The 23,042-nt window shown below is 65.7% G+C and carries 24 protein-coding genes and 2 rRNA genes; 5 read left to right on the top strand and 21 right to left on the bottom strand.

Features of this window, described 5'->3' with window-relative positions; genetic code table 11:
• Positions 1-62: 62 nt before the first annotated feature.
• The 8 genes from scpB to BSTEL_RS00865 form a co-directional block, all read right to left on the bottom strand.
• Positions 63-635: an SMC-Scp complex subunit ScpB gene (gene scpB / locus BSTEL_RS00900; RefSeq protein ID WP_051922724.1), complete on the bottom strand. Its 573-nt coding sequence runs from the start codon at positions 633-635 to the stop codon at positions 63-65.
• Positions 632-1,534: a segregation and condensation protein A gene (locus BSTEL_RS00895; protein ID WP_051922739.1), complete on the bottom strand. Its 903-nt coding sequence runs from the start codon at positions 1,532-1,534 to the stop codon at positions 632-634. Before BSTEL_RS00895 ends, scpB begins: the two co-directional genes overlap by 4 nt.
• A gap of 9 nt (positions 1,535-1,543) precedes the next feature.
• Complete coding sequence (locus tag BSTEL_RS00890) at positions 1,544-2,383, bottom strand: ParA family protein (protein ID WP_034526023.1); 840 nt, start codon at positions 2,381-2,383, stop codon at positions 1,544-1,546.
• A 36-nt stretch (positions 2,384-2,419) separates the two neighbouring features.
• Positions 2,420-3,355 carry a site-specific tyrosine recombinase XerD gene (xerD, locus tag BSTEL_RS00885; protein ID WP_034526020.1) on the bottom strand — a complete coding sequence of 312 codons (936 nt, stop codon included), beginning with the start codon at positions 3,353-3,355 and terminating at the stop codon, positions 2,420-2,422.
• Between the two features lie 126 nt (positions 3,356-3,481).
• Positions 3,482-3,865: a 50S ribosomal protein L20 gene (gene rplT / locus BSTEL_RS00880; protein WP_034526019.1), complete on the bottom strand. Its 384-nt coding sequence runs from the start codon at positions 3,863-3,865 to the stop codon at positions 3,482-3,484.
• Positions 3,866-3,917: 52 nt separating this feature from the next.
• A complete protein-coding gene (gene rpmI, locus BSTEL_RS00875; RefSeq protein ID WP_034526016.1) occupies positions 3,918-4,115 on the bottom strand; it encodes a 50S ribosomal protein L35 in 198 nt (65 codons plus the stop codon).
• On the bottom strand, positions 4,096-4,815 hold the full coding sequence (infC, locus tag BSTEL_RS00870) for a translation initiation factor IF-3 (RefSeq protein ID WP_034526013.1): 720 nt from the start codon (positions 4,813-4,815) through the stop codon (positions 4,096-4,098). The genes rpmI and infC overlap by 20 nt, the downstream gene beginning before the upstream one ends.
• 122 nt (positions 4,816-4,937) lie before the next feature.
• Positions 4,938-6,854: a spermidine synthase gene (locus BSTEL_RS00865; protein WP_156963107.1), complete on the bottom strand. Its 1,917-nt coding sequence runs from the start codon at positions 6,852-6,854 to the stop codon at positions 4,938-4,940.
• 39 nt (positions 6,855-6,893) lie between these two features.
• On the opposite strand from BSTEL_RS00865, the gene BSTEL_RS00860 reads away from it, so the two are divergent.
• From BSTEL_RS00860 to ybaK, 3 genes are all read left to right on the top strand, one after another.
• Entirely contained in the window at positions 6,894-7,643 is a 750-nt protein-coding gene (locus tag BSTEL_RS00860; protein ID WP_034526011.1) for a thiamine diphosphokinase, read from the top strand.
• Between the two features lie 217 nt (positions 7,644-7,860).
• Positions 7,861-8,919, top strand: a complete 1,059-nt coding sequence (gap, locus tag BSTEL_RS00855; protein ID WP_034526007.1) for a type I glyceraldehyde-3-phosphate dehydrogenase — start codon at positions 7,861-7,863, stop codon at positions 8,917-8,919.
• Between the two features lie 94 nt (positions 8,920-9,013).
• Entirely contained in the window at positions 9,014-9,523 is a 510-nt protein-coding gene (gene ybaK / locus BSTEL_RS00850; RefSeq protein ID WP_034526198.1) for a Cys-tRNA(Pro) deacylase, read from the top strand.
• Between the two features lie 136 nt (positions 9,524-9,659).
• Here ybaK and pyrE read toward each other — a convergent pair whose 3' ends face one another.
• The 7 genes from pyrE to pyrB all read right to left on the bottom strand — a co-directional run bounded on the left by pyrE (position 9,660) and on the right by pyrB (position 16,313).
• Positions 9,660-10,361, bottom strand: a complete 702-nt coding sequence (gene pyrE, locus BSTEL_RS00845; RefSeq protein WP_034526004.1) for an orotate phosphoribosyltransferase — start codon at positions 10,359-10,361, stop codon at positions 9,660-9,662.
• Positions 10,362-10,487: 126 nt separating this feature from the next.
• Complete coding sequence (locus BSTEL_RS00840) at positions 10,488-11,459, bottom strand: dihydroorotate dehydrogenase (protein ID WP_156963105.1); 972 nt, start codon at positions 11,457-11,459, stop codon at positions 10,488-10,490.
• Entirely contained in the window at positions 11,447-12,274 is an 828-nt protein-coding gene (locus BSTEL_RS00835) for a dihydroorotate dehydrogenase electron transfer subunit (RefSeq protein WP_034525998.1), read from the bottom strand. Before BSTEL_RS00835 ends, BSTEL_RS00840 begins: the two co-directional genes overlap by 13 nt.
• Before the next feature lie 107 nt (positions 12,275-12,381).
• On the bottom strand, positions 12,382-13,329 hold the full coding sequence (gene pyrF / locus BSTEL_RS00830; protein WP_034525995.1) for an orotidine-5'-phosphate decarboxylase: 948 nt from the start codon (positions 13,327-13,329) through the stop codon (positions 12,382-12,384).
• A gap of 132 nt (positions 13,330-13,461) precedes the next feature.
• Positions 13,462-14,910: a dihydroorotase gene (locus BSTEL_RS00825; RefSeq protein WP_034525992.1), complete on the bottom strand. Its 1,449-nt coding sequence runs from the start codon at positions 14,908-14,910 to the stop codon at positions 13,462-13,464.
• 9 nt (positions 14,911-14,919) lie between these two features.
• Positions 14,920-15,351: an aspartate carbamoyltransferase regulatory subunit gene (locus BSTEL_RS00820; RefSeq protein WP_034525988.1), complete on the bottom strand. Its 432-nt coding sequence runs from the start codon at positions 15,349-15,351 to the stop codon at positions 14,920-14,922.
• The gene (gene pyrB / locus BSTEL_RS00815; RefSeq protein WP_034525985.1) at positions 15,351-16,313 is read right to left on the bottom strand and encodes an aspartate carbamoyltransferase; all 963 of its coding nucleotides are present in this window, start codon (positions 16,311-16,313) and stop codon (positions 15,351-15,353) included. Before pyrB ends, BSTEL_RS00820 begins: the two co-directional genes overlap by 1 nt.
• 207 nt (positions 16,314-16,520) lie before the next feature.
• Here pyrB and BSTEL_RS00810 point away from each other — a divergent pair, with 207 nt between their 5' ends.
• Entirely contained in the window at positions 16,521-17,279 is a 759-nt protein-coding gene (locus BSTEL_RS00810) for a MurR/RpiR family transcriptional regulator (RefSeq protein WP_051922721.1), read from the top strand.
• Here BSTEL_RS00810 and BSTEL_RS12855 read toward each other — a convergent pair.
• Positions 17,236-17,859, bottom strand: coding sequence for a sugar O-acetyltransferase (locus BSTEL_RS12855; protein WP_034525982.1), 624 nt, complete (start codon positions 17,857-17,859; stop codon positions 17,236-17,238). The two genes, BSTEL_RS00810 and BSTEL_RS12855, sit on opposite strands and share 44 nt — an antisense overlap.
• A gap of 10 nt (positions 17,860-17,869) precedes the next feature.
• Entirely contained in the window at positions 17,870-18,499 is a 630-nt protein-coding gene (locus tag BSTEL_RS00800) for a sugar O-acetyltransferase (RefSeq protein ID WP_202962058.1), read from the bottom strand.
• Between the two features lie 353 nt (positions 18,500-18,852).
• Between BSTEL_RS00800 and BSTEL_RS00795 the strand changes: the two genes are divergently transcribed.
• Positions 18,853-19,494: an alpha/beta hydrolase gene (locus BSTEL_RS00795; RefSeq protein ID WP_034525975.1), complete on the top strand. Its 642-nt coding sequence runs from the start codon at positions 18,853-18,855 to the stop codon at positions 19,492-19,494.
• Between the two features lie 44 nt (positions 19,495-19,538).
• Here BSTEL_RS00795 and BSTEL_RS00790 read toward each other — a convergent pair whose 3' ends face one another.
• The 4 genes from BSTEL_RS00790 to BSTEL_RS12460 all read right to left on the bottom strand — a co-directional run.
• Positions 19,539-20,384 (bottom strand): HAD family hydrolase, encoded by an 846-nt coding sequence (locus BSTEL_RS00790; RefSeq protein WP_034526194.1) that lies wholly within the window; start codon positions 20,382-20,384, stop codon positions 19,539-19,541.
• A 5-nt stretch (positions 20,385-20,389) separates the two neighbouring features.
• Positions 20,390-21,298, bottom strand: coding sequence for a Cof-type HAD-IIB family hydrolase (locus BSTEL_RS00785; protein WP_202962057.1), 909 nt, complete (start codon positions 21,296-21,298; stop codon positions 20,390-20,392).
• A 247-nt stretch (positions 21,299-21,545) separates the two neighbouring features.
• Positions 21,546-21,661, bottom strand: a 5S ribosomal RNA gene (rrf, locus tag BSTEL_RS00780).
• Positions 21,662-21,820: 159 nt separating this feature from the next.
• Positions 21,821-23,042 (bottom strand): 23S ribosomal RNA (locus BSTEL_RS12460); the annotation flags it as partial.

Raw genomic sequence — 23,042 nt, 5'->3', positions numbered from 1 at the left:
AACTGACTATAAGTTGTTCATGCTTGTTCACGGCGCGTTCGGACGGCCGCTCGCCTTGCCCTTTACAGGTGGATGCCGCTGGCGTCGGCCGTGACCTCGCCGATCGAATCAGGCAGGAACGGGGCGAGTTCGGGCAGCTCGTCGAGCGAGTCGAATCCCATCTTCTCCAGGAACAAATCGGTGGTAACGAGCAGGGTCGCGCGCGATTCGGCGTCGACGCCCTGGCCGCGCACCAGCCCGCGCACGATGAGCGAGCGGATCACGCCGTCCGAGTTGACGCCGCGGATCGCGGAGACCTGCGCGCGCGTGACCGGCTGCCGATAGGCGATCACGGCGAGCGCCTCCAACGCGCCTTGGCCGAGGCGCGCGGTCTGCCCGTCGGTCACGAACGCGGAGACGACCGGCTCGTACACGGCGCGGCTCGCGAACCGCCATCCGCGTGCGGTGCGGCGCAGCTCGAAGCCGCGGCCCGCCACCTCGTAGGCGTCACGGAGCCGTTCCAGCGCCTCGGCCACCGTCGCCGCGTCCACGCCGAGCACGCGCGCGGCGGCGTCCGGGTCCAACGGCTCGTCGGCGACCATGAGCATCGCCTCCAGGCACGCCTTCAATCCGCCCGGATACTCCTCCACGTTCATGCGAAATCCCTTTCGTCGATCGATACGGCCGTTTCGTCGTCCAACGACGCCGCGGCGTCCGGCGCGCCGGCATCGTCCGCGAACGACGGCTGGTCGGGCGCCCACTTGAGATGGAGCGTCGCGTATGGCCCGGACTGGCGGAACCGCACGCTCCCCTGCTTGAAGAACATGAGCACGGCGAGGAAGCGCGCCACGACCTCCGCACGCCCGTCCGCATCGGCGGAAAGCTCGGCGAAGGTCATCGAACCGTCCTCGCCCAACGCGCGCAGCCTGTCCCGGACGAGCGCGGCCTGCGCCTCCAGGTCGACCAGCGGCACATGCAGCTGGCGCGTGCTCACCGTCGTCGCCGGCATGTCGGCGAACACGCGTGCGGCAATCGACGCGAGGTCGTCGGCGCCGACCGTCCACACGAGTTCCGGCAGCATGGCCGTGACCGACTCGTCGAGCTCGCCGGGATGCGGGAACCGCCCTCTGTTCGCGGCGATGCGCGCGCGGAACTCGCCGGCCGCCCGTTTGAACGCGCGGTACTGCAGGAGCCTCGCGAACAGCAGGTCGCGTTCGCGCAGCGCCTCCATGCTGCGTTCGTCGCGTTCGCCGGACATATCGGCGGGCAGCAGCGCCGCGCTTTTCGCCTCGACGAGGATCGACGCGACGTCGAGGAACGAGCTCGCCTCGTCCATGTTCGAGGACAGGTCGAGCCCGCGCACGTAGGCGAGGAACTCCTCGGTGATCGCGGCGAGGGACACTTCGGTCAGTTCGAGACGCCGGTTGGCAACCATGCCGAGCAGCACGTCGAACGGACCGGAGTACACGTCGAGGTTCACGGTGAATCCGGCGGGCGACGGCGCGGCGGACTCCCCCGCCGCGGAGCGATCGGACGTCGCCGCGGTGGTGCGCATATCGTCCATTCAGGCGATGACCCCGTTGGCGACGAGTTCGCGGGCGACCTCGCGATACTCCTTGCTGGTCTTGTGCTGCGGCGCGAAGATCGTGATCGGCGCGGCGGCCACGGTCGAGTCGGGCAGTTTGATGGACCGGGAGATGACGGTGTGGAACACCTTGTCCTGGAACGCCTCGTAGATGCGCTGCATGACCTCCTCGCAGTGGAGGGTGCGCGTGAACATCGTGATGAGCACGCCGTACACCCTGAGCGCCGGATTGATGCGGCTCTGCACCTTCTCGATGGACTGCATGAGTAGGGCAACGCCGCGCAGCGCGAAGAATTCGGCGGCCACGGGGATGATGACGCCGTCCGCGGCGGTCAGCGCGTTCACGGTGAGCAGGCCGAGCGACGGCTGGCAGTCGATGATGATCACATCGTATTCGGCGCGCAGCGGGCGCAACACCTGGGCGAGGACCTGCTCGCGGCCCACTTCAGTGACGAGCTGCACCTCGGCGGCGGACAGGTCGATGTTCGCCGGAATGATGTCGAGGTTCTCGAAGGCGGTGTGGCGCACCACCTCGTGCACGTCCATGCGGAAGTCGAACAGCGCGTTGTAGATGGTCTTCTCGACGGTGTTCGCGTTGATGCCGAGGCCCACGGTGGCTGCACCCTGCGGATCGAAGTCGACGATGAGGCATTTGCGGCCGTACTGGCTCAATGCGCCGGCGATGGAGATGGAGCTGGTGGTCTTGCCTACGCCGCCCTTCTGGTTGCACATGGCGATGACCCTCGCCGGGCCGTGCTGTCGCAGCGGTTCGGGGGCGGGGAAGGTCTCATACTCGCGTCCAAGCATATCGGTAGGCATATGGTTTACCTTATCATCTTCCATTCGGGTTCCGGGTCATCGCGCGCGGGGATGCGCGGTCAGATAGGTTTCGATCAGGTTCTCCGGGCTCACGTGCGTGTAGATCTGCGTGGTGGTGACGGAGGCGTGGCCGAGCAGCTCCTGCACGGTGCGCACGTCCGCCCCGCCCTGGATGAGATGCGTGGCGAACGAGTGGCGCAACGTGTGCGGGTGCAGCGGGCGCGTGATGTGCGCACGCTCACCGGCGGCCTTGACGACCTCCCACACGGATTGGCGGGACAGGCGTCTCCCCCGCTTGTTGAGGAACACGGCCCGGCGTTCGGGTCTGCCGGAACGGTTGCGGGCCTCCAACGCGGGCCGGGCGAGGTCGAGGTAGCGCGTCATCGCCGCACGCGCGTAGCCACCGACCGGTACGAGCCGCTGCTTCGAACCCTTGCCCATGAGCCGCGCCACATGCTGGTCCGTCAGATCGATGTCGTCGAGGTTCAGGCCGACGGCCTCGGAGACGCGGCATCCGGTCGCGTACATGAATTCGAGCAGCGCCTTGTCGCGCAGCATGACCGGGTCGTCGCCGACGACCGGCACCGCATCGAGCAGACGCGCCACCTCGTCGACGGTGAGCACGTCCGGCAGCATTGAGGCCCCCTTCGGCGCCTTCACGTCCGCGGAGACGTCCTCGTCGACCGCATGCCGGCCGAGCGCGAACCGGTGGAGCTCGTGCACGGCGGCGAGACGGCGCGCCTTCGAACGCGCGGATTCGCCGTCCGCGTCCAATGCGGCGACGAAGTCCTCCACGTCGTACCGCGTGACGGCACGCAGGTCCGTCGCGCCGCGTGAACGCAGGAACGCGACGTAGCGTGCAAGGTCCGACGAGTATGCGGCGACCGTCGCCTTCGCGAGTCCCCGCTCCACGTCGATATGCGCGGCGAACTGTTCCAGCAGCGCCCCGAATCCGTCGTCTCCGTCGGTCACGATGCTCCTCCCCGTAACGGCCGATCGTATCGGCGCGACCATATCGGCGATGTCGTGCGACACCCCGTCACAAACACGAAGACCCCGCACGGGCGGGGTCTTCAGGCAAGATTCGCGTCAGCGGAATCAGGCGGCCTTCGGGGCGTTCACGTCCTCCGGAAGGGCGGCCTTGGCGGCCTCGACGATGGCCTTGAAGGCATCGGCGTCGGAGACGGCGAGCTCGGCGAGGGCGCGACGATCCAGCTCGATGCCGGCGAGGTGCAGGCCCTGGATGAAGCGGTTGTAGGTAATGCCCTCGGCGCGGACGGCGGCATTGATGCGCTGGATCCACAGCTTGCGGAAGTCACCCTTGCGGGCCTTGCGGTCGCGGAAGTTGTAGTTGAAGGAGTGGAGCAGCTGCTCCTTGGCCTTGCGGTACAGACGGGAGCGCTGGCCGCGGTAGCCGGAGGCCCTCTCGAGAACGACGCGACGCTTCTTGTGGGCGTTCACTGCGCGCTTGACACGTGCCATATTTCTATTTCCTCAGCTTTCTGAAGTTTGCAGGTCTTGTCTCTGGTCAGGCTCAGCGGGCGCCCAGAAGGCGGTTGAGCTTCTTGGTCTGCGGCGTGGGCAGAACCTCGTCGGCCTTCAGCGCGCGGCGCTGGCGGGCGGACTTGTGCTCGAGGTTGTGGCGCATGGCGCTGCCGGCCGCCATCAGCTTGCCGGTGCCGGTGCGGCGGACGCGCTTGGAAGCGGCGGAATTAGTTTTCATCTTCGGCATTGCTGCCCTCCTTGTTGGTGTGCTTCTTGGAAGTCGTGGCGGAGACCGAGGCCTTCGCCTCCGCGGCGGCCTGCGCCTGCGCCTCCTGCTTGGCGGCGAGACGCGCGGCCTGTCGGGCCTGGCGCTCGGCGCGGGATTCGGCGCCGCGGCGTCGCTGCTCGGACTGGGTGTGCACCTTCTTGCCCTTGGGCGCAAGCGTCATGATGATGTTGCGGCCCTCCTGCTTGGGCTTGGACTCGACGGTGCCGTACTCCTCCACCTCGGCGGCGAGACGCTGCAGCAGTTCCACGCCGCCGATCGGGCGGGACTGCTCGCGGCCGCGCAGCATGATGGTGACCTTGACCTTGTCTCCGCCGTTGAGGAAGCGGACCACATGGCCCTTCTTCACGTCGAAGTCGTGGTCGTCGATCTTGAGGCGGAAGCGGATCTCCTTGATCTCGGCCGTGTTCTGATTGCGGCGGGCCTCGCGGGCCTTGATCTTCTCGTTGTACTTGAACTTGCCGTAATCGATGAGCTTGGCGACCGGAGGCTTCGCGTTAGGCGCCACCTCGACGAGATCGAGGTTCGCTTCCTTCGCCAGGTTGAGGGCGACCGAGGTCGCGATGACTCCCACCTGTTCGCCGTTCGGGCCGATCAGGCGCACCTGCGAGACGCGAATCTCGTCGTTAATGCGTGGTTCGTCGCTGATGATGACTCCAATCCTCTGATTTCCGTTGCGGAGCCCATCCGTAAGACCTCATACCGTCTCGATTCCATGGCATGCCGAGACAGGCGCTGTACACGCGCTGCATCACATCGGACGTTCCTGACGTCGCTCGCGCATCACCCGAGGATGCGCCGGCCATTGCCGTGGACCCGAGGCCGTGAAAGGCTTCCAGGTGGGGTTGCCCCGCTTTCTTGATTTCTCAAGCTAAGTGGAGAGTCTACCACACCCCCGGACATCGCCGCCCTGCGTGTCGCGGGCGGACGGGGACGCCTCACCGCATCTCGCGCAGCAGTCCGCCGACGCCTTCCCTCTTCAGGATGTCGCGGTACGGCCCCGCCTGTTCGGCGATGATGTTGTCGATCGCCCGCATGCCGAGCAGTTCGACGGGCGCGTGGTCGTCGGTGAGAATCAGCGACCGGTCGCCGGAGCCGGTCGACGGGGTCGCGCACCGGCGTCATGCGCGAGGCGACCTCGCTCATGTACGCGGCGAGCGCGCCGTCGTGCGTGCGCTCCCACGCCGCGGCACGGAGCGCCGTCGCCTTCACGTCGTCGCGCATGCCGCTGCCGACCGGTTCGGGGACGGTGGCGATGCCGCCGGTGCGCCGCCATGAGTCGCTGCATCCGTCGTAGCGTTTGAGCTCGGCGGCGGTGGGCGCCTTGGCGAACAGTTCGCGGTTGGTGGTGCCGGGCACGTCGGCCGTGTAGGTCGTGCCGCTGCGGCACGCGCCGTCGAACACATTGGCGATGGTGGTCTGGAGCGCCTCGTTGATGGAGCCGCGTCCGTCGGAGACCATGTTCATGTTGACGACCATCACGCCGCCGGGGTTGAGATGGTTCCTGACCATCGTGAAGAACTCGTCGGAGCTCATCTGGAACGGGATGGTGATGTCCTGGTACGCGTCGACCATGATCACGTCGTATCGCTCCCGGGACGCGGCGAGCCACGCGCGTCCGTCGTAGGTGGCGACGGGCACGTCGTCCGGCTCGTCGAAGTATTCGCCGGCCAGACGCGTGATCTTCGCGTCGATCTCGACGCCCTGCACCGTCATCTTCGGGTAGTAGCGCCTCAGTTGCCGCGCGTAGGTGCCGGTGCCCATGCCGAGGACGAGCGCGGATCGCGCGTGGTCGGCGAGCGCGGGCGCGGCAAGGGCGGTGTCGTAGTACATGCCGGTGAGCCCCCGGTCCTTCATCGTGACGGACTGAACGCCGAACAGCACCTTGGTGGACAGGATGGTCCGGTCGGAGAGGTTCTTCACCTGCAGGTAGTTGTAGATGGACTCGCCCTCGTAGGCGAGCGTCGAGGAGTTCTCCCAGAACGCGAACCCGCTCATCGGCGAGAGCACGGCGGAGACGGCGAACACGGCGGCCGAGACGGCGCAGGCGACGCGTCTCGCCCGCATCGAGACGAAGTAGACGATCGGGATGGCGAGCAGGAGCCCGGAGAAGACGAGGAACGTGACGAACGTGCCGACGGCGGGGATGGTGACGAACGTGGGCAGGAACGTGCCGAGGATCGAGCCGATCGTGTTGCATGCGGACAGCCGGCCGACGACGGACGCGTTGTCGTCGAGCGAATCGGTGGCGAACTTGTTGAGCCCGGCGGTGACGGTGCCGAGGAGGAACAGCGGCGGCACGAAGACGACCATGCAGCTGGCGAACGCGGCGATGACGAGGAAGTTCGTGGAGACGGTCACGATGAGCAGTCCGGAGACGAGGAGGACCACGTATTTGCCGACGAGCGGGATGAGCGCGATCCACACGGCGGCGGCCATGATACGCAGGTACAGCTTGTCCGGGTCCGGATCGCGGTCGGCCCACTTGCCGCCGAACACGGCGCCCAGGGCGAGCGCGATCATGATGGTGCCGATGATGATGGTCCATACGATCTGCGAGCTGGAGAAGTAGGGTGCGAGCAGGCGCGACGCGCCGAGCTCGGCGGCCATCACGGCCATGCCGGAGAAGAATTCGGTGACGTACAGGAACGTTTTGGACTTGAGAATCGGCCGCTCGCTCGCCGCTGTTTTCACTGCCATGGGACGAACACTAACGCGCCTCGCGTACACTGGACCGGTATGTGTGCGGATATCGAGGGACGCGTATGCGTCGTGTTCGCGGCGGGCGAATATTACGCCTCGCCTGACTATCGGCCGATCGTCGTGCCGGGCGGCGCGTTCGTCGTCGCGGCGGACGGCGGGCTCGACCATGCACGCGCGGCGGGCGTGAGCCCGGACGTGGTGGTCGGCGACTTCGATTCGCTTGAGGGAGCGCGTCCCGCCGCGGGCGCGGACACGATCGCGCTGCCGCCGCTCAAGGACGATCCGGATCTGCTGAGCGCGTTGAAGGTGGCGTGGTCGCGCGGCTGCCGCACGTTCCACGTGTACGGCGCGCTGGGCGGCCGCATCGACCACACGCTCTCCGCGATCCGGCTGATGGCGCTCGTCGCGCATCACGGCGGCATCGGCTTCCTGCACGGCGACGGCACGATCGTGACGGCGATCTGCGACGCGCGTCTCGACTTCCCGGCGAACGACGTGGCGGCCGGGCACATGGTGTCGGTGTTCTCACATTCCGACGTCTCGCGGGGCGTGAATGAACCGGGACTCAAATACGAGATGCTCGACGGCACGCTCACGTCCGACGCGGTGCAGGGCGTGAGCAACGAGTTCCGTCCGGGAGTCCCCGCCTCGGTCGGCGTGCGCGAGGGCACGCTCGTCGTCACGTTCCCCGCCGAGGCGCCGATGCCGCGCGTGGCACGGCGGCACGCGTTCGGCGGCGACTTGGGTACGCTGGACACGCGCGTCTCGCCGCTGCTGCGGGGCTGACGACGCCTGCGTCGCGCTTTCGCCACGCTCCCGCCGCCGATGCCCGGACGCCCTGACGCCCCTCATGTGAACGCTCACGGAATTTTCGGGATTTTCGGCTGAAACACGATGGAAGACGTTGCGTTTCGTACAGACGACGCACTAGAGTGGTCGATGTTGGTAAACAATGGCTCCGGCGTGCCCAGCGTGCCGGCGTCACCCTACAAGGGAGAATTACATGACAGTTAAGATTGGTATCAACGGCTTCGGTCGCATCGGTCGTCTCGCCTTCCGTCGCATCTTCGAGCTCCAGGCTCGCGGCGGTCAGGCCGGCGACATCGAAGTTGCCGCCATCAACGATCTGACCACTCCGGCCACGCTGGCCTACCTGCTGAAGTACGATTCCACCCACGGCACCTTCCGTCACGACGACGGCACGCCGGTCGACGTGAAGGCCACCGAGGACTCCATCGTCGTCGACGGCAAGGAATACAAGGTCTACGCCGAGAAGGACGCCAACAACATTCCGTGGGTCAAGAACGACGGCGTCGAGTTCGTGCTCGAGTGCACCGGCTTCTACACCTCCGCCGAGAAGTCCCAGGCCCACCTGAACGCCGGCGCCAAGAAGGTCCTGATCTCCGCCCCGGCCAAGGACGACGTCACCCCGACCGTCGTGTTCGGCGTGAACCACGACATCCTCAAGGCCTCCGACAACATCGTGTCCGCCGGCTCCTGCACCACCAACTCCATGGCCGCCATGGTCAAGCTGCTGGACGAGAAGTTCGGCATCAAGGCCGGCTTCATGACCACCATCCACGCCTACACCGGCACCCAGATGCTGCTGGACGGCCCGCGTGGCACCAAGTCCGGCCGCAACCTGCGCGCCGCCGGCATCAACACGATTGCCCACTCCACCGGTGCCGCCAAGGCCATCGGCAAGGTCGTCCCGTCCGTCAACGGCAAGCTGCAGGGCCACGCCCAGCGCGTGCAGGTCCCGGACGGCTCCGTCACCGAGCTGACCACCGTCCTCAACACCGAGACCACCGCCGACGAGATCAACGCCGCCTTCAAGGCCGCCTTCTCCGACACGGACTATTACGGCTACAATGATGAGGGCATCGTCTCCTCCGACATCCTCGGCGACACCCACGGTGGCGTCTTCGACCCGACCCAGACCGACGTCAACACCATCGACGGCGTGACCCTGGCCCGCACGGTCTCCTTCTACGACAACGAGTACGGCTTCACCTCCAACATGATTCGTACCCTGCTGTACTTCGCCGAGATCTCCGAGTGAGCCCACGCGGATTCGTCCGCATCGCTTCACCGCTGATATGAGGTGAATGGAACCCCCGCCCTTCCGGCGGGGGTTTCTTCGTATCATGGGAGCCATGGCGAAGAAAAAGAAGCATGAGAAAGGCGCCGGTTCCACGCCGGCCACCGTGCAGCTGGAGAAGGCGGGCGTCGCGTTCACGCCCTACGAATACGAACATTCGAACGACCACATGGACGACGGCTACGGCGTGGAGGCCGCCAAGAAGCTCGGATTCGACGAGCATCAGGTGTTCAAGACGCTGATGGCGGACACTGGTTCGGAACGCGTCGTGGGCGTCGTGCCGGTGTCCGGCCACATGGATCTCAAGGCCCTCGCCGCCGCGGTGGGCGCGAAGAAGGCCGCGATGGCCGACCCGAAGGTCGCGATGCGCGAATCCGGCTATGTCGTCGGCGGCATCTCCCCACTCGGTCAGAAGACGCGTCACAGGACCGTGCTCGACGAAAGCGCCCTGAAGTTCGACACGATACTCGTCTCCGGAGGCAAGCGCGGCTTCTCCGTCGGTGTCTCCCCCACCGACCTCCTCAAGGTCCTCGACGCCACCGCCGCCCCCATCGGCACCTGGTGACATCCCTCCCGCTCCCCTTGAGGGGAGCTGTCCGCGAAGCGGACTGAGGGGTGTCCCACACAATGAATGAGGCTCCTGCCGCCCGGCATCACCGGGCAGCAGGAGCCTCATCGATTCGACATCACGGCATCACATGTCACGCGCCGTACCGTTCGAGATACGCGTCGGCCGCGGCCTTGATGGCGTCGGTCACGTACGGTTCGCCGGAATCGGTGAGGATCGAACGTCCCGCCTCGAAGATCTCGCGCACGTTCGCGATGGCGAACACCGGGAAGCCGAACTCGGCCTCGACGGCCTTCACCGCGGACAGGTCGGAATCCTTGGTCTTCTCCATGCGGTCGACGGACAGCACGAGGCCCACGACCTCGACGTCCGCCTCGGCCTTGAGCTTCGGGATGACCTCACGCACGGCGGTGCCGGCGGTCATCACGTCATCGACGAGCAGCACCTTCATGCCGTCCTTCAGCTGGGTGCCGACCATCATGCCGCCGTCGCCGTGATCCTTCTTCTCCTTGCGGTCGAACGTGTAGCCGACCTCCATGCCGTGGGCGGAGGTGAGGGCGATCGCGGTGGACACGCCCAACGGGATGCCCTTGTACGCCGGGCCGAACACGGTGTCGATGTCCTTCGGCAGGTTGTCGGCCTCGATCTCGGAGGCGATCTTCTCGGCGTAGAACGCGCCAAGCGTGGCGATCTTGCGGCCGTCGTCGAACGCGCCCGCGTTGATGAAGTACGGGGACTTGCGTCCGGACTTCAACGTGAAGTCGCCGAACTTGAGCGCCTTGGATTCGAGCAGGAACTGCGTGAATCGGATGTCGAGCGATGCGTTGTCGGTCATGTCTGTCCTTTTCCCCTCCCGCTGGCGGGAGGTGTCACGAAGTGACGGAGGGTGGTCACCCCCAGTCGGCTTACGCCGACAGCCCCCGCCAGCGGGGGCCGTGCGATTTGGTCCGGAAACGTCCGCTCAGCGCCAGGTCTCGCCGGCGGCGAGCTTGGCGGCGAGTTCGGGGCGGTCGTCGAGCAGGTCGTCGAGCTCGCGGGCGACGCGTAGCGGCGCGACCGGGTCGAACAGGGCGGCCGCTCCCACCTCGACGGCGTTCGCGCCCGCGTACAGGTATTCGAGCGCCTTCTCGCCGGAGTCTACGCCGCCGATGCCGATGATCGGGATGTCGGGCAGCACGGTGCGCGTGCGGTAGACGGCGACCAGTCCCATCGGCAGTACGGCCGGACCGGACACGCCGCCGGTCGTGTTCGCGATGATCGGCTCGCCGGTGCGGATGTTGATGCGCATGCCGAGCAGCGTGTTGATCATGCTCAGCGCGTCGGCGCCGTGTTCGACGGCGGCGCGCGCCGGCACGGTGATGTCGGTCACGTTCGGCGTGAGCTTGATGATCATCGGCTTGTCGGTCATTGGGCGCAGCTTGTCCATGAGCTTGGCGAGCGCGACCGGATCGGTGCCGACGCTCATGCCGCCGTGCGTCACGTTCGGGCAGCTCACGTTGATTTCGAGCATGTCGGCGTCGGAGTCGGCGAGCTTGGCGACGACGGCCGCGTAGTCGTCGTCGCAGTGTCCGGCCACGTTGGCCACGACGGTGGCGCCCGCCTTCTTGAGCTTCGGCAGGTCGTCGACGAGGTAATGGTCGACGCCCGGGTTCTGCAGGCCTACCGCGTTGATGTTGGAGGCGGGCCCCTCGGCGGTGCGCGGTGACGGGTTGCCCTCCCACGGCACGGGCGAGCATCCCTTGGTGGAGACGGCGCCCAGCTGGCTCACGTCGTAGAACCAGCGCACGGCCGCGTACTGGAAGGTGCCGGAGGCGGTGCCGACCGGGTTCTTCCACGTGACGCCGGCCACCTGGGTGGAGTGCTTCCACTCGTGGGTCTCGTACAGGTTGATGTGGTCCGTGTGCTTCGCTTCGGTCATGTTCACTTCCCCCATCCGAGCTGTTCGCGGGTGAACACCGGTCCGTCGGCGCACACCTTGAGTCGTCCGTCCACGGTGTCCACGGTGCACAGCACGCAGGTGCCGTAGCCGCAGCCCATGCGCTGCTCCATGCTCAGCTGGCAGGCGAGGTCGCGTTCCGCGGCCCATGCGGCGACGGCCTTCATCATCGGCAGCGGTCCGCAGGACAGGATCACCGTGTCGAGTCCGTCGACGGTGAGCCCGCCTTCCGCTTCGAGATGGTCGAGCAGGGTGATGACGTTGCCTTCCGACTCGTCGATGCTCACCGTCGCGTCGGCGTACGGCTCGACGAACTTGTCGGCGAAATGCTCGTTGCGGTAGCCGAACACGGCGGTGGTGCGCGTGGCCGGGTCGTCGGCGAGATGCTGCGCCGTGTAGATGAGCGGCGGGACGCCGAGTCCTCCGGCGACGAGCACGTAGTGGGCGGCCGTCTTTGTGTTGAACGGGCGTCCCAAGGGCCCGAGCACCTGGATCGTGTCGCCGGCCTCGAGCCGCGCGAATCCGGCGGTGCCCTTGCCGACGACGGCGAAGATGACGCTCACCTCGCCGTCGTGCGTCTCGCTCACGCCGAACGGGCGAGGCATCGGCATCAGCGGGTCGTCGGTGAAGATGTTGACGAACTGCGCGGGACGCGCATGCTCGGCGATGTACGGGTCGCGGAAGGTGAGCCGGATGACTCCCGGCGTGAGTTCGGTGACGTCGGTGACGTCGGCGGGATGTCGCGGCGGGAAGAATCCCGCGGCGACGGCCTCGTTCACCACGTCATAGGTCGGGGTGAAGGTGGCGCTCATGGTGCTCCTTACGTTGGTCGGTGGTCGGTCTGTTGCGGTGTTGCGGATTCGGTGCCCCGGATGCCGCGCACGTCGGCGGCGTCGCCGCCGGTGCGCGGGTCCATGGTCTACAGCACGGCGCGCAGGTCGTCGCGCATGCGGATGGCCGCGTCGCGCGCCGTCTCGTCGACGAGCGCGAGCGCGTCGTCGGCGGACATGGACGGGTCGTAGCGTCCGTCCTTCCGCCACGCGCCGATGATGCCGCGCGACGAGTTGACGATGGCGCCGGATCCGTCCGCGTCGAACATGCCGCGCACGTCGGCGGCGGTGCCGCCCTGCGCGCCGTAGCCGGGCACGAGGAAGAACGTGTGCGGCATGCGCGTGCGCAACGCCTTGCCCTCCTCGGGATGGGTGGCGCCGACGACCGCGCCGACGCGCGAGTAGCCATGCGCGCCGATCGAGTCGGCGCCCCAGCCTTCGACGAGATCGGCGACACGCTCGTACACCTTCGACCCGTCGGCGAGGTCAAGCATCTGCAGCTCGCTGGACGAGGGGTTGGAGGTGCGCACGAGCACGAACAGGTCCTTGTCGCTTTCCTTGGCGGCGTCGACGAACGGGGTGATGCCGTCGGTGCCGAGGTACGGGTTGACGGTGACGGCGTCGACCTTCCACGGGTCGAAGCCGTCCACGCCGGTGAGCATGTGCGCGTAGGCGGCGGCCGTGGAGCCGATGTCGCCACGCTTGGCGTCGGCGAGCACGTACAGGCCGCGGCTGGCCGCATAGTCGCAGGTCATCGTGTACACGTCGACGCCGGCGGGGCCGAGCGCCTCGTACATGGCGATCTGCGGCTTGACGGCGGGCACGATGCCGGCGACGGCGTCGATGATGGTGCGGTTGAACTCGTAGAAGGCGCTGGCGAGCTGTACGGCCGGCGCCTCGGCCGGGTCCTCCACGGAATCCCTGACCTCCTCGGCGAGACCCGCGACCACCTGCGGCGGCACGAGCGCCTCGGTGGGGTCGAGTCCGACTACGCTCGGGTTCTGCGTCGCCTCGATGGCGTCGATCAAGCGGTCCATGCGTTTCCTTTCGTTGAAAGTCCTTGTCGTTCACTCCGCCCCCGCTGGCGGGGACTTGGTCAGTGCTCACTACCTCCGCCCCCGCTGGCGGGGGCTGTCACGCAGTGACTGGGGGTGGTTGCCGGGTATCCGTCACAGTCGGCTGAACACCATCGCGCCGCCGATGATGGTGGCGAGCGGGCGTCCGGTCACTTTCCAGCCGCCGAACGGGGTGTTGCGCGCCTTGGAGTGGAAGGCATCGGGGTCGACGGTCCACTCGCCGGACGTGTCGAGCACGACGAGGCCGATGCCGACCGTGTCCTTCACCTGCGTGAGGTCGAGCACGCGCTTGGCGTCCGGTTCACGCGAGGCGTCGGTCTCGCGGTCGAGCAGCGCGGTCACGTCGGTGGCCTCATGGCCCATGAGGCGCATCGGCTCGACGCTCATCAGTTCGATGAGGCGTTCGTCGGAGATGTAGCCGCCGTCGACGAGCGTCCTGTGGCACACGCCGTACGCACATTCGAGGCCGATGATGCCGTTGGGGGCATCGAGGAAGCCGAGCTCCTTCTCCGCCATGGTGTGCGGCGCGTGGTCGGTGGCGAGCAGGTCGACGGTGCCGTCGGCGACGGCCTCGCACGTGGCCTTGCGGTCCTCCTCCGAGCGCAGCGGCGGGTTCATCTTGGCGAGCGTGCCGTACGTGAGCAGCGCCTCGTCGCTCAGGGAGAGGTAGTGGGGCGCGGTCTCGCAGGTGACCGGCAGGCCCTCGGCCTTGGCGGCGCGAATCGCCTCGAAGCTGCCGGCGGTGCTCACGTGCTGGAAGTGCACGTGCACGCCGGTCTCGCGCGCCTTGGCGATGTCGCGTGCGACGATCTTCAATTCGGTGTCCTCGGGGATGCCGGGCACGCCGAGCTTGCGCGAGACGGGGCCTTCGTTCACCGCGCCGGTGTCGTGGTGTTCGCAGTGTTCGATGAGCGGCAGGCTGGACTCCTTGGCGAGCGCGAACACCGCGTCGAGCGTGGCGGGGGTGACGGCGGAACCGTCGTCGCTGATCGCGGTGACCGGATGCGCGAGCTGGTCGGCGTCCTTGGTCTCGTCGGCGACGCCCGGCATGTGGCGGCGCCAATGTTCGAATTCGGTGGCCTCATGGCCGGCGCGCCCCTTGGAGGCGCACACGCACAGGTCGTAGCGCACGGGCAGCGTCACGTCGTGGTCGGCGGCGTAGTGCTGCAGGAAGTCGATGACGTCGTTCCTGCCGGAGGACAGCACCTCGTCGGCGCCGGGGGCGTCCCGGTCGACGATCGTCTCGCCGTCCATCGCGGGCACGGTGTTCGGCATGATGAGGACGTCGGTGTATCCGCCGGAGGCCGACGCGGCGCAACCGGTGACCATCGACTCCTTGTAGGTCTGGCCGGGGTCGCGGAAGTGCACGTGCGGGTCGGCGAATCCGGGCGCGAGCGTGAGCCCGGTCGCGTCGATCTCGAGCGCGTCGAACCCGTCCGCGCCGGAACGCTCCCCTTCCAGCAGCGCGTCGGCCGCCAGCGGCACCTTCACGTCGATGACCTCGTCGGTGTTCCACACCTTGATGTTGCGCAACGTCGGCATATCGGCTCCTTACAGTTTCGCTTCCTCGTCGCAGTAGTCGCAGCGGTACTCCTGACGCTCGGAGTGCGTCAGGTGGAACATCTGCTCGATGCCGCGTTCGGTGGTGGTCACGCAGCGCGGGTTGCGGCAGGTGAGGATGTTCACCACGTGCTCGGGCAGCGTAGGCGTCTTCTTCTCGACGATCCTACCGCCGCGCACGATGCCGACGGTCGCGGTGCGCGCGACGAGGCCGAGCACGTCGAGATCGACGGACGGGCCGTTGCCGTCCTCGTCCTCGATCTTGATGATGTCCTTCGTGCCGTACAGGTGGCTGTCGGTGTTCATGATGAGGGCGAGCTTGGTCTTCGCCGGGTTGATCTTCAGATACGCGAGCACCTTCAGCGCGGTGCCGGCGGGCACGTGGTCGATGATGATGCCGTTTTGGATGCTGGTGACCTCCATCAGGCCTGGACCTCCTTGTTCTCGAACGGTTCGTAGCCGGGCAGCTCGTCACCCACCACGGTGCTCTCGAGCGCCATGCGCATGAGCATGCCGTTCTTCACCTGTTCGAAGTAGGCGGCGCGCGGGTCGTCGTCGACTTCGACGGCGATCTCGTTGACGCGCGGCAGCGGGTGCAGCACGGCCATATGCTCCTTGGCGCGGGCGAGCTTGTCCTCGTCGAGGATGTACGTGTCCCTAAGGCGCAGGTAGTCGTCCTCGTTGAAGAAGCGTTCCTTCTGCACGCGGGTCATGTACAGCACGTCGAGGTCGCCGATCACGGAGACCAGATCCTTGACCTCCACGTAGGAGCAGGACGGGGTGGCGTCGATGCGGTCGAGCACGTACTGCGGGGTCTTGAGCTCGTCGGGGCTGATGAGCACGAACCGCACGTTGCCGAAGCGGCACAGCGTCTCGATGAGCGAGTGCACGGTGCGGCCGAACATGAGGTCGCCGCACAGGCCGACGGTCAGGTCGGTGACGCGGCCGAAGCGCGACTGGAGCGTGGCGAGATCGGCGAGCGTCTGCGTGGGGTGCATGTGTCCGCCGTCGCCCGCGTTGATGACGGGCACGGAGGCGGCACGGGAGGCGACGAGCGCCGCACCTTCCTTCGGATGGCGGATGGCCACCACGTCCACGTAGTTGGACACGGTCTTCAAGGTGTCGGCGATGGATTCGCCCTTGGTGACGGAGGCGAGCTGCGCGCCGGCGAAACCGATCACCTTGCCGCCGAGACGCAGCATCGCGGTCTCGAAGCTCAGACGCGTGCGGGTGGAGGGCTCGTAGAAGAGCGTGGCCAGCACCCTGCCGTCGCAGGCGTGCGCCACTTCCTTGCGATGCGAATCGATGTACTGCGCCTTGTGCAGCAGATCGGTGATCTGGGGGATGGAGAGATCGTCGAGCGAGATGACGCTCTTGCCGAGCATCGGCGTCTCCGCCGGTTCCTGTTCAGTTGACACGGCTCACCTTTCGTGTGTGAAACGGACAAGGTGGCCACTAACGTGACCTATCCGACTATAGACCATTTCTCCGACGCACGCCGCACAAGCCGTCCCCCGCGCGTCACCTTCCGTTCACCTTGCGCGGGCGTGCGGCGGATCAGTCGCACGCCATGCGCGCTACAGTACGTAACCATGTTCACCTTCGAGCAGTTGGAACGCTGCAATCGCACCGAGCTTGCGATCTGCCGGTTCGTCTCCGCGCATCCGGAGGCCGCGGCGTACATGTCCGTGCGCGAGCTGGCGGCCGCCACCTATGTCTCGCCGTCCACGGTGATGCGCTGGTGCGCGCGGATGGGATTCGACGGGTTCGACGCGTTCAGACGGGCCGCACGCGACGCCGCCGAACGTCCGGAGCGAAGTCCCGTTCCGCAGGCCGATCTGGGCGAGTTGTCGTTGTTCTTCTCCCGCGCCGACTCCCCCGCGTTCGAGGCGATGCTCGGCGAGGCGACCTCGCTGCTGGAGAAGGCCGACCCGATCGTCTTCATCGGCGAGGGGTCGTCGGGCACGATCGCCGACTATGGCGCGCGTCTGTTCGCGAATCTCGGCCTGTTCGCCATCGGGTTGACGGACGCGTTCTATCCGTCCGGGACGTTCGCCCGTCCGGGCATGGCGGTCGTCGCCGTGTCGGAGAGCGGCGAGACGCCGAAGCTGTTGGAGACGGCGGAAGGCTTCGCCTCGCGCGGCGCGAGGCTCCTCGCGTTGACGAACACGCCCGGCAGCACGCTGGCGGGGATGTGCGACTGGTCGTTCGCCGCCGGTCTCGCGCCGGAGCGCGTCAACGGCGGCTACAACGCGACCAGCCAGCTGCCCGCCGTGTTCGTCATCGAATCGTTGGCCCGTCGTCTCGTCAGGCCGCGCTCCGATCCGGATCAGCCCGATCGGAGCCGTTGATCGGCCGCAGCACGCGGCACGGGTTGCCTACGGCGACCACGTTCGCGGGGATGTCCCGCGTGACGACCGAACCGGCGCCGATCACCGTCCCGTCGCCGATGGTGACGCCCGGCAGCACGATGACGCCGCCTCCCAGCCAGCAGCCGCGCCCGATGTGGATAGGCTTGGCGTATGTGTTCCACCGGTAGTGCGCGTCGCCCGGCTTCCAGCCTTCCGCGAGCCGGTCCGCGAGTTCGACCGGATGCGTGGCCGTGTACAGCTGCACGTTCGACGCGATGAGCGTGTCCGATCCGATGTCGATCGTGTTGCAGTCGACGAACGTGCAATTCATGTTGACGGACACGTTGCTGCCGATGCGGATATTGCGCCCGTAGTCGCAGATGAACGGCAGACCGACGGACACGTTCGCGCCGATCGAGCCGAACAGCGATTCGAGGATCTCGCGTTTGCGCTCCTTCGCGTCGTACGGGAGCCGGTTGTATTCGGCGAGCAGCCGTCGCGCGGTGTTCTTGTAGTCGAGGAAGATGGGATCGTGGCAATCGTAGATCTCCCCCGCCATGCACTTGTCGAGTTCGTTCATCGTTCTCTCCTCACTCGGTCACGTCGAGACGGCGGCCGTGCCAATAGTATTCGCGGTCGTGTTCGCCAATCGGGCGCACCACCTTGCACGGCACGCCCACGGCGACGACGTTCGCGGGGATGTCGCGCGTGACGACCGAACCGGCGCCGATCACGCTGTTCTCGCCGATGGTGACGCCCGGCAGGATGCTCACGTTGGAGCCGACCCACACGTTGCGTCCGATATGCACCGGCAGCGCGTACGTGTAGTGGTGTTCGCGCAGGATCGGCAGGATCGGGTGTCCCGCGGTGGCGATGGTGACGGACGGTCCGAACATCGCGTAGTCACCGATCCATATCTCCGCATCGTCGACCATGCTCATGAACGCGTTGATGTAGATGCCCCTGCCGAGGTGCACGCGCCGGCATCCGTTGTTCGCGTGCAATGGCGTCTCGATGTGCACGCCTTCGCCGATCTCGGCGCACATGCCTTTGAGCAGTTCGGTGCGGCGGTCCTGTTCGATGGGTCTGGTCTGGTTGTACTCCCACAGCTTGTCCTGCCATGCGAGCTGTCCGTCCATGATGGCCGGGTCATCGTAGTGGTACGGCAGTCCCGCGTCCTTGCGCGCCACGTTGTCCATTGCCTCCCGTGTATCGTCCATGCGTGTCCCTCGTCTTCCGTCCGCTTCGCCGCCGATCCGCGGCACGACTCCCATGGTAGCGTTGCCATGGTTCGCGGGGAGCCTCACGCCGGACATCCGGTACGTTCCGTTCCTGATCGGGAACGGACGGCGGAGCCGGAGACGGTTCAGCCCGCCAGCCGCCGCCCGATGACGTCGAGGAAGACGTCCGCCCCGTCCGCTCTCATCTACGGCGCGGGCTACGTGAAGACCGCCGGGGTTCCTACGCATCGGCCTGGTATGCGGCGTTGTTCCGTCTCTTCTACACTGGACAACGGAAGCGCGCATCATTGTCATGGGCGGCGTGACGTCAACAACCCCGGGAGGAACGAATCATGCGTCTCAGTTCGGTGAATCATATCGAAACCATTGTCGGAGATAGGAACGCCGCGACCGGCGACGACCGTCTGTTCGTCATGTTCCACGGCTACGGCAACGATGAGCGGGAGATGATCCGCGTCATCGACGGCGTGTATGCGGGAGCGAGACGGACCCCGAGCTACCTGTCGTTCCACGGCACGTATGACCGCGACTACATGGGCGGCGCCTACTGGTATCCGGATGGGTGCGGCATCGAGGAGCGTCGACGCGAGTGCTCGGCGGTGGGCAATGCGGTGGTCGCGCTGCTGGATTCGCCGATGTTCGCCTCCCGACGGAAGATCCTCATCGGGTTCTCGCAGGGCGGCTACATGTCGTATCGCATCGTGCGCGAGCACCCCGATGTGTTCGACGCCGCGATTCTGATGAGCCCGTCGTTCAAGGGCGAGGAGGCGACGGATGGTACCGCGATCGCCGGCGATACGCGTTTCCTGCTGCTCTACGGTTCCGAGGACCATACGATTCCGCTCGACGACCAGCGTACCGCACACCGTGTGCTCGGGGAGACCGGTCGACTCGAATCTCGCGAATACACCGGCGTGGGCCACGCCATCCGCAAGGCGGAAATCGAGGACATCGGAAAGTTCATTGAACTTTGAACTTTCCTATTCCGCCCTTTCTCCGCCGTATCGCAGCTTGCGAATCAGATCAAACCGAGGTGCCGGAAGGCGACGGCGATGCCGTCCTTGTCCACCGCGGTGGTAGTCCAATCGGCGATGGCCTTGATGCCGTCGGTCGCATTGCCCATGGCGACGCCCACGCCGGCCGCTTCGATCATCTCGGTATCGTTCTCCGAATCGCCGATGGCGATGGTGTCGGCGATGGCGACGTCATACAGACCGGCCACGTATGCGAGCCCCGTGCCTTTGTCGGTTCCCGGCGTCATCCCTTCGCCGTTCGTCGGTGCCTCCAATCCCATCGAACCGCTGACGATGTGGAGACGATCGCCGACGGCGTCACGGATATCGTCCAGTGTGAGCCGTGACGAGGGCGGTGCGAAGAACGTGCATTTCGAGGCGGGGACGAGTTCGCCGAGATCGACGTGATCAAGCCAGGCATCGGCTTTGCTCGCTTCGAGCACACGCCACCAATCGCCGCCGTAGTCGGCGCGCAGGTTGCGGCGCACCCAGTCGACGTGCGCCATATATCCGGCCGACGCCCACAATCCCCGTGACGACTGCCACATGTAGTTGACGCCAATCTCATCGAATACGCGTGTGACGTGCGTCACCGTCTTGGGGTCGATGAACCGGTCGAGCAGCACTTTGCCGCCGATCTCGATGTAGGCGCCGACCGAGCCGACGATGCCGTCGAATCCGGGCGCGAGCACGTCGTCGTCGATTTCGGGACGTGAACGCCCTGTATCGATGAAGACGAGATGTCCGTTGCGTTGCGCGGTGTGGATCGCGTCAAGCGTGGATGGGGCGATGATATGGTCACGCCCGAACAACGTGCCGTCGATGTCGAGGAAGATGATGCTGCGGTTCATGTTCTTCACCTTTCACCGTGTCCTGTTTCCGTGGTCCGACGCCCGATCAATCCAAGTCGTGCGAACGCGTGCGCCAGACCATCCTCTTCGACGTCGTCGGTGACGAGATCGGCGGCCCGCTTGACGTCGGGCGACCCGTTGCCCATCGCCACGCCGTAGGCACAGTATTCGAGCATCGGCACGTCGACGGCCGCATCGCCGAATGCGATGGTGTCGGCCCGATCGGCACCGAGATATGCGAGCAGGCAATCGATGGCATGTGCTTTGGTGATGTCCTTGACACCGAGATCGCCCCATAGGGCGGTCGCTCCCCTACCGCCCCACGTGCCGTTATGCATGTCGTCGAATTCCTGTTCGGCATCGAGGAAATCCTGCTGGGAGCCGAGCACGTAACTGATCTTGTTCACGTCGTCACGATACAGTTCGCCGCCGTAGATCATGTCCGGGTATCCGTCGTGAACGGTCATCGTAGCCGCATTCGATTTGCCTTTGCGAGCCGAATAGGCGCGTACGGCCTCCAACGCACCGTTCTCGAAATCCCTGCTGGCGAACAATCCGCTGTTGCTCTCCAGATAGAACGCGAGCCCGCGCGCGTTCAGCCAGTCGACGGCGCGCGTGCACTGGTCGAGGCTCAATGTCCGGTGCATGACGATCTCGCCATCGCTCTCCACATAACTGCCGTTGCCGCCGATCATGCCGTCCAGCCCGATCTCCCATAGTGGCGGATAGACCTCGGCTTTGCTACGACCGGTGCAGATGTAGATCCGGTGTCCATTCGCACGGGCTTCGCGAATCGCCTCGATGGCGGAATCAGGCAGGTTGTTCTCATAATCGACGAGCGTTCCATCCACATCAAGGAAGATGATTTTCGGAGTATCGGCGGGCATCATCGCTGCCTTTCTCTTGACGGCCACAAGACACAGAACATCATACCGCAACATATTTCAACAAGCGAAGGTTATATAGATTTTCACCCGCCCCCGCAAGAGCAACCCAATGTCGGGGTGCGCGTCTTCCTCCCGCTGGCGGGAGGTGGCGCGCGGCACGCGCGTCGGAGGGTGGTCCGCCGGCGTGCCGGCGGGGGCGCGTGTGGTGGGTGGGTTCGGGTATGCGAAAACCCCCGGGAGCCGTGTGGCTCGACCGGGGGTCCTGTTCGTTGTGGTGCGGCGGCGTGCTACTCTCCCACATCCTCTCGGGTGCAGTACCATCGCCGTGCCAGGTCTTAGCTTCCGGGTTCGGAATGGGACCGGGCGTCTCTCCTGGCTATGACCGCCGCAAATCTTCAATTATCAGGGATCTCATATCCCTGATGGCTGGTGGTTTGGGGACCGGATGGTGGACGCTGTTGATTGGTTCTGTTGTGACCACGGTTCGTGTTGCTCCGTGTCGCGTGTATCCGCAGAAAGAGGTCGATGCCGTCCCAACATGGTTGGGATGTGTGTGTCGCGCTTCCCCGTTAGTACCGGTCGGCTCCACCCCTCGCGGGGCTTCCACGTCCGGCCTATCGACCACGTGTTCTACATGGGGGGTCACGGGCTTCGAAAAGCCCAGGGAATACTTATCTTGGAGCGGGCTTCCCGCTTAGATGCTTTCAGCGGTTATCCCTTCCGAACGCAGCCAACCGGCGGTGCCACTGGCGTGACAACCGGCGTACCGGAGGTTCGTCCACCCAGGTCCTCTCGTACTATGGGCAGGTCTCCTCAGTATTCCGACGAGCGCAGAGGATAGAGACCAAACTGTCTCACGACGTTCTGAACCCAGCTCGCGTGCCGCTTTGATCGGCGAACAGCCGAACCCTTGGGACCTGCTCCAGCCCCAGGATGCGACGAGCCGACATCGAGGTGCCAAACCATCCGTCGATATGGACTCTTGGGAATGATCAGCCTGTTATCCCCGGGGTACCTTTTATCCGTTGAGCGATGCCGCGTCCGTACACCGGCACCGGATCACTAGTTCCGACTTTCGTCCCTGCTCGACCCGTCGGTCTCGCAGTCAAGCCCCCTTGTGCACTTGCACTCGCCACCCGATTGCCAACCGGGCTGAGGGGACCTTTGAGCGCCTCCGTTACTCTTTGGGAGGCAACCGCCCCAGTTAAACTACCCGCCAGGCACTGTCCCAGAGCAGGATCACTGCTCGTGGTGAGACATCCAATGCGAACAGAGCGGTATTTCACCTTCCGACTCCACACGATCTGGCGACCATGCTTCCCAGTCTCCCGCCTATGCTACACAATCCACACCGAATGCCAATACCAAGGTATAGTAAAGGTCCCGGGGTCTTTTCGTCCTTCTGCGCTTAACGAGCATCTTTACTCGTACTGCAATTTCGCCGAGCTCCTGGTCGAGACAGTGGGGAAGTCGTTACGCCATTCGTGCAGGTCGGAACTTACCCGACAAGGAATTTCGCTACCTTAGGATGGTTATAGTTACCACCGCCGTTTACCGGGGCTTGAATTCACCGCTTCACGCCGAAACGCTGACGGATCCTCTTAACCTTCCGGCACCGGGCAGGCGTCAGTGCATATACAGCGGCTTGCGCCTTCGCATGCACCTGTGTTTTTGGTAAACAGTCGCTACCCCCTGGATTGTGCCACCCCCAACCGCTCCCCGGGCAAGCCGGTTCACCATCGGGGGTCTCCAGCGGCTTGATGACGACGGG

Source organism: Bifidobacterium stellenboschense (assembly GCF_000741785.1).
Taxonomy (GTDB): Bacteria; Actinomycetota; Actinomycetes; order Actinomycetales; family Bifidobacteriaceae; genus Bifidobacterium; species Bifidobacterium stellenboschense.
Note: the sequence above shows the minus strand (reverse complement) of the source record. Positions and strands in the feature narration are given on the sequence as shown.